The organism is Aquiflexum gelatinilyticum, assembly GCF_024813435.1.
Taxonomy (GTDB): domain Bacteria; phylum Bacteroidota; class Bacteroidia; order Cytophagales; family Cyclobacteriaceae; genus Cognataquiflexum; species Cognataquiflexum gelatinilyticum.
In genome coordinates this window covers 1,084,037-1,095,471 of the sequence record NZ_JANAEZ010000001.1, presented here as the reverse complement: position 1 = coordinate 1,095,471, position 11,435 = coordinate 1,084,037, and the positions used below count along the sequence as shown (strand labels likewise).

Genomic DNA, 11,435 nt, shown 5'->3' with positions numbered 1-11,435 from the left:
TGTCTGGCAAATGCCTTGAAATCAAATTCATCTCCGTTTTCTTTCATAGTCAAAATTTAATAAATTAAACATTGACACAGTTAATTGAACAGTCTCATCAGTCCCGACAACCCGACAACTTGATAACGCGCAGCTGACAACAATTACAACCACTAAAACAATTACAACCATTAGAACCTAGAGATTCTTCGCTACACTCAGAATGACGCATCCCAACCCGATAACCCGACAACCCGACAACGCGCAGCAGTCCACAATTACAACAATTAAAACAACTACAACAATTAAAACCAAGAGACCCTTCGTACCTCAGGGTGACGGTTCCCAACCCGACAACCTGACAACGCGCAGCAGACAACCACTACAACAATTACAACTATTAGAACCTAGAGATTCTTCGCTACACTCAGAATGACGCATCCCAACCCGACAACTTGACAACCGACAACCCGACAACGCAAAGCAGACAACAATTACAACCATTAGAACCACTACAACCATCACAACCTCTTCCACCATTTTTTTTCAATTGGTTGCTAGATAAGTGAATAATAATATCTTTGTCGCATCAAAAATTTTAGGGTTAACCCAAGATAATTTATGGAACAAGCAATTGTATATCTCGTCCCCGCTATGGGGATTATCGGCCTCATCGTGATGGCCATCAAATCGGCCTGGGTGGTCAAACAAGACCCGGGAGATGCAAACATGGTTGAGTTGGCGGGTCACATCGCCAAAGGTGCCATGGCATTTTTAAAGGCAGAATGGAAAATTCTCTTCTATTTCGTAGTCATTGCCGGTATTATTTTGGCATGGTCAGGAACATTGGTTCCAAATTCCAGCTGGATCATTGCCGTATCCTTTGTGATCGGAGCGGTGCTTTCCGCTTTTGCCGGATACCTTGGAATGAACATTGCCACCAAGGCCAATGTCAGGACTACCCAAGCTGCCAAAACAAGTTTGAAAAAAGCACTTGATGTCTCATTTACAGGAGGTTCTGTGATGGGTATCGGTGTTGCCGGTCTAGCCGTTTTAGGTATGGGCTCGCTCTTTATCGTGTTCTACAACATGTTTGTAGTCTCTACCGGAGGAGATGTCAACGGTGCTGCCATGGCAACAGCCTTGGAAGTATTGGCAGGATTTTCCCTGGGTGCTGAATCCATTGCCCTTTTTGCAAGAGTCGGTGGAGGTATCTATACCAAAGCAGCTGACGTTGGCGCTGACCTCGTAGGAAAAGTAGAAGCAGGTATTCCTGAAGATGATGTAAGAAACCCGGCAACCATTGCGGATAACGTTGGTGACAACGTCGGTGACGTGGCAGGTATGGGTGCTGACCTTTTCGGTTCTTATGTAGCTACAATTTTGGCCTCCATGGTTTTGGGAAGAGAAATTGTTTCCAATGATAATTTTGGAGGAATCGCTCCGGTATTGTTACCATTGGTAATCGCCGGTATGGGATTGTTGTTTTCCATCATTTCTACCTTCTTTGTCAAAATCAGCAAAGACACTGACAGTGTACAGGGTGCTTTGAACAAAGGAAATTGGATTTCTATATTATTGACTGTATCAGCATCTTATTTCTTGATTGACTATATGTTGCCTGCAGGTGAATTGGTACTATCCAGAGGTGGATCCATAGCATTTACCAAAATGGGTGTTTTCGGAGCAGTGGTGATCGGTTTGATCGTAGGTGCACTGATGAGTGCGATTACTGAATATTACACATCTATGGGCAAGCGTCCTGTGAATTCAATTATCAAGCAGTCTTCCACAGGTCATGCAACCAATATTATTGGGGGTCTTTCCTTGGGTATGGAATCCACTGTTGCTCCGATTTTGGTATTGGCAGCAGGTATTTATGGTTCTTTCTTGAGTGCCGGTCTTTATGGTGTGGCTATAGCTGCTGCCGGCATGATGGCTACTACCGCGATGCAATTGGCTATCGATGCATTTGGACCAATTGCCGATAACGCAGGTGGTATCGCTGAGATGTCAGGCTTGCCAAAAGAAGTAAGAGAAAGAACAGACATTCTTGATGCTGTAGGTAACACCACTGCAGCAACAGGAAAAGGTTTTGCCATTGCCTCAGCGGCATTGACTGCTTTGGCCTTGTTTGCAGCTTACGTGGGTATGGCAGGAATTGATTCTATCGATATTTACAAGGCAGATGTATTGTCAGGATTGTTTGTCGGGGCGATGATTCCGTTTATCTTTTCTTCCTTGGCCATAGCGGCAGTGGGAAGGGCAGCGATGGACATGGTCAACGAAGTGAGAAGACAGTTCAGGGAAATTCCCGGTATTATGGAGTACAAAGCCAAGCCGGAATATGAGAAGTGTGTGGAGATTTCTACCAAAGCTTCTTTGAGGGAAATGGTTGCTCCGGGAGCAATTGCCTTGCTATCTCCGATCATTGTTGGTTTTGCCTTTGGCCCCGAAGTATTGGGCGGGATGTTGGCAGGTATCACTGTTTCAGGCGTGTTAATGGGTATCTTCCAAAACAATGCCGGTGGTGCATGGGACAATGCCAAGAAGTCCTTCGAAAAAGGAGTCATGATCAATGGAAAAATGGAGTACAAAGGTTCTGACGCCCACAAAGCTTCAGTTACGGGCGACACTGTGGGCGATCCTTTCAAAGATACTTCAGGCCCTTCGATGAACATCCTGATCAAATTGACTTCGATCGTCGCTTTGATCATCGCGCCACATATTTCTGAAGGAGATGGTCATGGTCATGTTCAGATCAAGGCTGAGGATATCAAAGTAACCCAAGAAATTACGCATGAAGACGGCAAGGAAATTGAAAAAATCGTTACCGTGACGATCAACAAATAAAGAAAATTATCCTATTTAGAGGGAAGCCACCTGTGTGAAACGGGTGGCTTTTTTGTTTTTTTTTTTAAAGTCCAAATACGGACATTTTTAAGTTTCTAAAAAGTAATTCTGAAAACGAAATAATTTTTGGGTAATTATCGGTTAATAGAAACATGCTTCTGTAGTTTTTTTTATGTTAAAAGAATCTCTTGAATTTAATTTTTTTTAATTAAAAGTATAGGCTTTTTGTCAATTTATCGATAATATGAGTAATCAAAAGGTGAGATAAACCAAAGCTTATAGAGTAAAAATCTCATTTTTGGACCTTTTTTTAAATTAATAAATAAATAGACTCAAAATAACCAAATAATCGAAATCGATTAGTAATTCGGTCCAGGCGACTGGTATTGGCATTTAATTAAATCAACTTATTTAACCATTTTAAACCAAACTTTATGAAGAAAAGAATTACTCTTATGGTTACTTTTTTCATGTTCATTTTGTTGTCACATCCTATGATTGCGCAGCAAAATACAGTAACAGGTAAAGTAACGACAAAGGAAGACGGACAACCCCTTCCAGGTGTGACGGTATTGGTGCAAAATACCACGATAGGTACGGTAACAGACATTGATGGGGAATATTCCATCAATGTACCTAGTGGCCGTAATGTATTGCTTTTCTCATTTATCGGCTTCAAGGAGCAGGCTGTAGAAATCAACAACCGTACTATCATAGACCTTGGGATGGAGGCAGATATTGAACAATTGTCAGAAGTAGTTGTCACTGCTTTTGGAATTGAAGTAGAGAAAAAGGGCTTGGGTTATTCCGTCCAAAAAATAGGTTCAGAGGATATCATGCGAACCAAGCAGCCCAATCTGGTCAATGCCATGCAGGGACAGATTGCAGGTGTGCAGGTAACCAATTCTGGCGGTGCTCCGGGCCAAAGTGCGAGGATCATCATCAGGGGTGTGACTTCCCTGAATCCGGGTGCAGATAACCAGCCGCTCTTTATTGTAGATGGTATTCAGATTGACAACTCTACCGTCGAATCACCTGGTACCCCAAGGGGATTGTCCAATAGGGTGGCAGATTTAAACCCCGATGATGTAGAATCCATCAACGTCCTCAAAGGTGCTGCTGCAACTGCTCTATATGGCGTAAGGGCTGCAAACGGTGCGGTAATCATCACAACAAAAAAAGGAAAGGCAGGATCAACAAGTGTAAATGTGACTTCTTCAATTGGTTTTGAACAAATCAATAGATATCCTGAATTTCAAGACCAATTTGGACAAGGCTTCAGTGGGGTATATGACCCAAGCAGTTTTTGGCCAGCATGGGGAGCACCTATCTCAGAGGTGAGGCAGACAGTGCCGGATCACAAATACCAAGACAATTGGAGAAGGGCATTTGAGACCGGATCCCAAATCAATAACAATGTCAATATCTCCGGAGGAAATGAAAATGCTACTTTCTTTGGTTCATTTGGCAGACTTGACCACAAAGGTGTCATTCCTTTCAGTGACTGGAACAGGACTTCCGCTAAAGTCAACGGTCAGGTAAAAGTCTCTAATAAATTTGACTTTTCGAGTTCATTGAACTACATCAACTCAGGAGGAAACAGGGTTCCTCATGACAGGTTTATGGAAAGGATGGTATATTGGTCTGAGACAACAGACATCAGGAATTATATCAAACCGGATGGCACGATGGTCAGCGTCGGGGGCAATACCAACCCGATTTATGATGCGCAGTTCAGTACTTTCGAAGACAATGTTAACCGCATTTTGGGAAATGTCACTTTGAATTACAAGCCTGCTGATTGGATCAATTTTACCTACCGGGTGGGAATGGACGCGTATTCAGATAGCAGAACAGAAATCACACCTGGACCTAAAGGAATTGACGGAGAAGCCCCGTTGAGTTCCACAGGTTTTATCAGGGAAATCAGAATCAACAGCAGGGACTTGACTTCCACCTTTATCGTGTCCATGCAAAAGAGATGGAATGAAAACTGGAATACTTCTTTAAGATTTGGCAATGACATCTTCGAAAGGAAATTTGACAGGCTTTCTTCCTTAGGTGAAAACTTCGTGATTCCTGAGTTCTTTAACCTCAACAATACCAGACAGGTATTCAGTGACCAAGGCAAAAGCATCAGGAGATTGGTCGGGTTTTACGGGGATGTGACAGCAGATTATAGAGGGACAGTATTCCTGAACATCACAGGAAGAAATGATATCTCATCCACTTTGCCTACAGAAAACAACTCCTTTTTCTATCCCTCATTCAACTTAAGTTACCTCTTTTCAGAGTCATTTGATTTACCTGCATGGATGACTTTTGGGAAATTGAGAGCTTCCTATGCCGAGGTTGGTAAGGATACCGATCCGCATCTCTTAGGCGCCACTTATCTATCACCTTCAATTTATCCATTGAACGGACAAGTGGGTTTTACCAGAAACGGAAGATTTGGGGATCCAAACCTCAGACCTGAAAGAACGAGTTCCATAGAATTCGGTACCCAGATCGGTTTATTTAAGAATAAGATAGAGCTCGATATTGCCTACTATAAGAACAATACAAAAGACCAGATCATACCTGTTCCGGTTTCTACCACAACAGGTTTTTCCTCTTATGTGACCAATGCGGGCGAAATCCAAAATGAAGGAGTGGAATTCATCCTAAAGGCAATGCCTATCCAACGCAATGATTTCTCTTGGACTATCAATTTCAACCTTTCCTATAACAACAACACCGTAAAGTCTATCAGGGAAGGAATTGACGAAATCATAGTAGGAAGTCAGTTTGGCTATGTCGGATCCACAGTAACCATGAAATTGATAGAAGGAAGACCTTATGGAGACATCTATGGTAGTTCTTACCAGAGGTACTATCAAGGAGGAGTCCCTGAAGGATTGACTACGCTAAACAGAGACCAAGACTTGCTTATCGGGGCAAATGGTTTTCCAATTAGAAACGGTACGCAATTGATCTTGGGAAATGCCATTCCAAAATGGATTGGAGGAATCAGGAATGATTTCAATTACAAAAACTGGGATTTATCTCTGCTAATTGATGGAAGGACAGGCGTTCAGCAATACAACCAATTTGACAATTTCTTGGCTGCATTTGGTATCGCCGGATATACGGCCAACAGGAATGAGACGAGGGTTTTTGAAGGATTCCTTGCTGACGGTTCTGCAAATTCCCAAGAAGTGTGGCTGGGGCAGGGTGTAGGGCCGGACAACAGAAATTATGGAGCGGGATTTTATAGGAACACCTATAGGAGTGTCAGTGAAAACTTTGTTCAGGATGCTAGTTTCCTGAAGTTGAGAAACATCACATTGGGATATACCTTGCCCGCAAGAATTTTGGAAGGAACCTTTATCAAGTCCCTCAGGGCATCTGTTGCTGCCAACAATATCATCCTATATACACCTTGGGACGGATTTGATCCGGAATCTTTCAGTGCCGGCGCCGGTGGAAATGCCATTGGATTTACCGGCCTAGGGTTTCCCGGAGTGCAAAGCCTATTCTTTACTTTAAATCTTGGTTTCTAAATGAAGACGATCATGAAGAATATATCAAAAATCAAAATATTAATGATGTCAGCAGTTATGCTGCTAATAGGAGCATGCGATTCTTGGATTGATGTCAATGAAAATCCAAATAATCCACAGGATGCTCCAATACAGGGGTTATTGACCAATATTACTTTTGAATCTACCCTCAATGTCTACAGGGCAGGTTCTATTTCAAGTAATTATGTCCAACACCTGGCCTCACCCAATCCAGGTTCTTCATCAGATATCATGGAGCCATTGGATTACAGTGGGACATGGGGATCATTTTATTCAGTAATGTCAGACATAACAGATCTAGTAAGAAAATCTGAAGATCTGGGTGCAACCCATTATGCCGCAGCAGGTCAGACATTAATGGCTCTAAACCTTGGTATGGTCGTGGATATGTGGGGAGAGGTTCCCTATTCTGAAGGCTTTGACTTCTCAACAGTCACTCCGGCATACGACGACGACCAGGCTTTATATACTGAAGTGCTTTCACTTTTGGACCAGGCTATTGTTAATTTTGGACTGACTTCTACAGTAACTATTGGTACCGATGATTTTATTTATGGAGGAAATATTGAAAAATGGGTAAAATTTGCTAATTCCCTTAAAGCCCGATACCTGCTTCATACAAGCGGTACTCCGGGTTATAACCCTGCAAATGTCTTGGCAGCAGCCGCAGCCGGTATGACAAATAACCTTGACGATGCCAAAATGAATTTCTTTGACCAAAGGTTTAATCCTTGGGCTCAGGTTGCGATAAATAATGAAAACTTATTGTTGGGAGGTTGGATTTCAACCCAATTCATTGAGGCCTTGGACGGAACTTCTTACCCAACAGTTGATCCAAGATTACAGCTTATGGTTGGAACCACAGATGCAGGAGAATATATCGGCGTAGAAAATGGAGCAGGCAGGGGAAATGCACCTGAACAAGGGGCCAGGTCTACACTCATTCCCGGCCAATATTATACATCAACATTGGGCCCTGTCCTGATCATGACCTATTCGGAATTGAAATTCATTGAAGCCGAAGCGGCATTTTCCACCGACAAACCAAGAGCATATGCAGCTTATCTTGAAGGAATCAGGGCCCATATGCAAATGTTGAGTGTACCCAATGACCAAGTTGTGGCTTATTTGGCTGACCCTTCGGTAAGTATGGGAGTCGGTGCACTAACCATCAATGATGTTTTTAAAGAAAAATGGATAGCAACTTTCCTTCATCCAGAGACTTGGAATGATGCGAGGAGATTTAATTATGCATATAAGGACATGACTCTTCCTCAGAATTTAAACCCGGATTTGAACAATCAATTTATCAGGAGATTGCCTTACCCTGATTCAGAAGTCAGTAGGAATGGAAACAATGTTCCTACTGTCACACTTCTGGATAGGATTTGGTGGAATCAGTAATTTCAACCATTCTTAAAGTCCTCTGCAACTGCGGAGGACTTTTTTGTTTTGGATATAGATGAATTTGATTACCTTAAATAAATCTAACTGCGATATAATGAAAAAGATTTTGATGTGCTTGCCCTTCTTGTTTTTGGGACTGATTTTCAGAATTTATGCCCAATCTTTCACCATGGAACAGGTGTCTTCCTTTTCTTTTCCTTCCGAATTGGTGACTTCAAAGAAAGGAAACAAAATGGCTTGGGCCATGAATGAGAAAGGTCTGAGGAATGTATATGTTGCTGAGGCCCCCGATTTCAATCCCAAAAAAGTCACCTCTTTTGACAAGGACGATGGTCAGGAAATCAGCAGTTTACAGTTTTCTCCGGAAGGTAATTGGCTGCTCTTTGTAAGGGGAGGGGAACATGGCAGCAATTGGGATCCGAATGCTGGTTTCAATCCGGCAAACAATTCAAATATTCCTAAAGTAGAGATTTGGACTGTTTCCCTTGAAGGAGGCAATGCCAAAGCACTGACTGAGGGAGACTATCCCACGATTTCACCTGATAACAAAACCATTACTTTCCTCAAAGGTGGACAAGTTTGGACTGTCGATTACCAAGAGGGAAAAGCTTCTCAGTTGTTTGAGGCCAAAGGAAATATGAACGCCATTGCCTGGTCTCCCGATGGAAAAAAACTATTGTTTGCTGCCAACAGGGGTACCCATTCATTAATCGGAATCTTCAGCGGAAGTGCTAATCCGATCCAATGGATTGCCCCTTCATTCAGCAGGGACGTCAGTCCGAGATGGTCTGGGGACGGTCAGAAAATTGCTTTTGTGAGATTACCCGGTGGAAAGGGTGAGGCTTTGCCTTTATTGGAACCAAGACACAGTCCTTGGGAAATCTGGGTGGCAGATGTCGTTACTGGGATTGCCTCCAAGCGATGGAAAGCTCCTGAAACCCTCAGAGGTTCTGTCCCGACAACCAACGGCGGGTTTAACCTTAATTGGGCAGCTGATGACAAAATAGTTTACCTATCTTATGAGGATGGATGGCCACATCTCTATGCGATGAACGCTGACTCAGGACCATCCATGCAATTGACAAAGGGCAACTTTATGGTAGAGCATATCAGCTTAAGCCAAGATAAGAAATTTCTGGTTTTTTCTGCGAATACAGGACCGGATAAAGCAGACATCGACAGAAGGCATATAGGAATGGTTGCTGTAAATGGAGGGGAAATGACACTCTTAACCCAAGGGGAAGGCATTGAAGCCATCCCAACTGTTTTTGCTGACAACAAAGCAGTTGCCTATTTTTCAGCCACTGCAAATAGATCACTTCTACCTTCGGTGGTGGAGATTAAAAGTAAAAAATCAAGATTGCTGGCTGAAAATCTTATACCTAATGATTTTCCTGCAAAGAGTCTTGTTGTGCCAAAACAGGTAACTTTTAAGTCCCCAGATGGCTTAACTGTCCATGGACAGCTTTTTGAAAAAGAGGGAGGACCCACCAAAAAAGCCGCAGTACTTTTTGTCCATGGAGGGCCACAGCGGCAGATGCTTTTAGGCTGGAGTTATATGGACTATTATTCCAATACTTATGCAGTGAACCAATATCTGGCTGAACTTGGGTTTGTGGTATTGTCAGTCAATTTCAGGTTGGGAATCGGCTATGGCTATGAATTTCATAAGGCGCCGCGTACCTATTGGCAAGGAGCCGAAGAATACCTTGATGTAAAGGCGGCAGGGGAATATTTGGCTGATTTACCTCAGGTGGATAAAAACAGGGTTGGGATTTATGGGGGTTCCTATGGAGGATATCTGACAGCCTTGGCTTTGGGTAAAGATTCAGGACTTTTCAAAGTCGGGGTGGATATCCATGGTGTCCATAACCTGTCTGGCAGGTTGGAAATGCCTGAAGGATATGAAAAGGCTCCTGATTATGATGAAGCGGTAAAGACAGCTTGGTTTTCTTCTCCTCTGGCCTACATAGAAACCTGGACCTCCCCGGTTCTTTTTATCCATGGCGACGATGACAGAAATGTACAGGTCAGTCAGACAACTGATTTGGTCAGGAGATTTGAGGAGCGGAAGAAGCCTTATGAATACCTGATTATCCCGGGGGATAGCCATCATTGGATGGTATTTTCCAATATGGTCAAAGTCAACAGTGCCACAGCTGATTTTCTCAAAAAACACCTTAATCCCTGATGAAAAAAGCATTTTTACTTGTCTTTCTGTCTGCTTTGTTTTCAATACATGCATCAGAAGCACAGAAACTAAACACAAGAAAAGTCCGAAAGATGTTTGAGCAATCCGACATCATGCAGGAGCATTTCGTGGGATTTATCCTTGAAGAACAGGGAGGCAAAATCATTTATGAACAGAATCCTGACAGGTATTTTGTTCCGGCTTCCAATACCAAACTTCTGACATTGTATGCAGCATTAAATATCCTTGGGGATTCAATTCCCGGATTGAAATACCATGTAAACGGAGATTCATTGGTAATTTGGGGTACAGGAGACCCTTCTTTTTTACATCCAAAACTTGATAACCGCAAGGTATTTGATTTTTTGGCAGACAGTCCCTATTCGATATACTTGGCAAAAGATCCTGATGTTGAATTTGAACCAAGTCCCTGGCGTGCGGATTTGAGCCATTTCCCTATTTATGGTAATGAAACAATAATTAAATCAGATTCTAGCCATAAATTGATAGTAAGTCCAATAGGCATATCAAACTATATTAAAATCGATTCTACGCTTATAACCAACAGATTTGCACTTCGCAGGTCCAAATCCGGAAAGGAATTACTGATGCCAAGTCTTCCGGTTCCTGTTGGTTTTGAAAGCCAAATACCATTTCCTATGGATTTGGAGGTAACCAGAATTTTGTTACAGGATACTTTAAAACGCGATGTCACGCTGATCAGAAGGCATAGGCCTGCAGGTATCAAGACCCTTCTGAGTATTCCTTCAGATAGCTTGTACAGGCATATGATGCTGCCGAGCGATAATTTTCTTGCTGAGCAGATTTTACTTCTTTGTTCAGGTCAATTGGGAGATACTCTGGATGTGAATAAAACAATTGAGTATAGCCTTAAAAACTATTTGGTTGATCTTAAAAACAAACCGATTTGGGAAGATGGGTCAGGTTTGTCAAGATTTAATCTTTTTACTCCCAATACGGTATTGGAGGTATTGCATAAACTCGAACAAAAAATAGGAGATGCCGAAAGGTTAAAGACTTTCTTGCCTGCAGGAGGGGTGTCGGGAACGATTAAGAATGCCTATAAAACTGACAATGGAAAACCTTTTGTTTGGGCCAAAACAGGTTCGCTCAGGTACATGCACCTTCAGAGTGGCTGGATAGAAACCAAGAAGGGGAAAGTCTACCGATATGTCTTTATGAACAATAATTTTATCAGACCAACTTCTGAAATAAGAGCCGAAATGGTAAGGTTGATGACAGAAATCCATGAAAAATATTGAAAGAAGAATATTTGTTTAACCCTCCATATATTGAATTTTTTAAAATCAAACTTTGACTTTTACCATCATTTTTTATATCTCTTTTTACTTTTTATGAAATAAATACCCAGTTCTGGGTATTGTTTTGAACTAAAGGGTAAATTAAATTTACCATAATTA

General features: G+C 42.2%; 5 protein-coding genes. All 5 read left to right on the top strand.

Annotation, left to right across the window (positions count from 1 at the left end; genetic code table 11):
- Nucleotides 1-600: 600 nt before the first annotated feature.
- The 5 genes from NK987_RS04585 (at nucleotide 601) to NK987_RS04565 (ending at nucleotide 11,276) form a co-directional block, all read left to right on the top strand.
- On the top strand, nucleotides 601-2,832 hold the full coding sequence (locus NK987_RS04585; protein WP_259262901.1) for a sodium-translocating pyrophosphatase: 2,232 nt from the start codon (nucleotides 601-603) through the stop codon (nucleotides 2,830-2,832).
- Nucleotides 2,833-3,266: 434 nt separating this feature from the next.
- Nucleotides 3,267-6,374: a SusC/RagA family TonB-linked outer membrane protein gene (locus tag NK987_RS04580; protein WP_259262900.1), complete on the top strand. Its 3,108-nt coding sequence runs from the start codon at nucleotides 3,267-3,269 to the stop codon at nucleotides 6,372-6,374.
- A gap of 12 nt (nucleotides 6,375-6,386) precedes the next feature.
- Entirely contained in the window at nucleotides 6,387-7,799 is a 1,413-nt protein-coding gene (locus NK987_RS04575) for a SusD/RagB family nutrient-binding outer membrane lipoprotein (RefSeq protein WP_259262899.1), read from the top strand.
- A gap of 97 nt (nucleotides 7,800-7,896) precedes the next feature.
- Nucleotides 7,897-9,993, top strand: a complete 2,097-nt coding sequence (locus NK987_RS04570) for a S9 family peptidase (RefSeq protein ID WP_259262898.1) — start codon at nucleotides 7,897-7,899, stop codon at nucleotides 9,991-9,993.
- On the top strand, nucleotides 9,993-11,276 hold the full coding sequence (locus NK987_RS04565) for a D-alanyl-D-alanine carboxypeptidase (RefSeq protein WP_259262897.1): 1,284 nt from the start codon (nucleotides 9,993-9,995) through the stop codon (nucleotides 11,274-11,276). Before NK987_RS04570 ends, NK987_RS04565 begins: the two co-directional genes overlap by 1 nt.
- Nucleotides 11,277-11,435: the final 159 nt, after the last annotated feature.

Excerpts from the sequence above, each read along its gene's own strand:
- NK987_RS04575 (WP_259262899.1), top strand. The coding sequence starts at position 6,387 with ATGAAGAATATATCAAAAATCAAAATATTAATGATGTCAGCAGTTATG.
- NK987_RS04580 (WP_259262900.1), top strand. The coding sequence starts at position 3,267 with ATGAAGAAAAGAATTACTCTTATGGTTACTTTTTTCATGTTCATTTTG.
- NK987_RS04585 (WP_259262901.1), top strand. The coding sequence starts at position 601 with ATGGAACAAGCAATTGTATATCTCGTCCCCGCTATGGGGATTATCGGC.
- NK987_RS04570 (WP_259262898.1), top strand. The coding sequence starts at position 7,897 with ATGAAAAAGATTTTGATGTGCTTGCCCTTCTTGTTTTTGGGACTGATT.
- NK987_RS04565 (WP_259262897.1), top strand. The coding sequence starts at position 9,993 with ATGAAAAAAGCATTTTTACTTGTCTTTCTGTCTGCTTTGTTTTCAATA.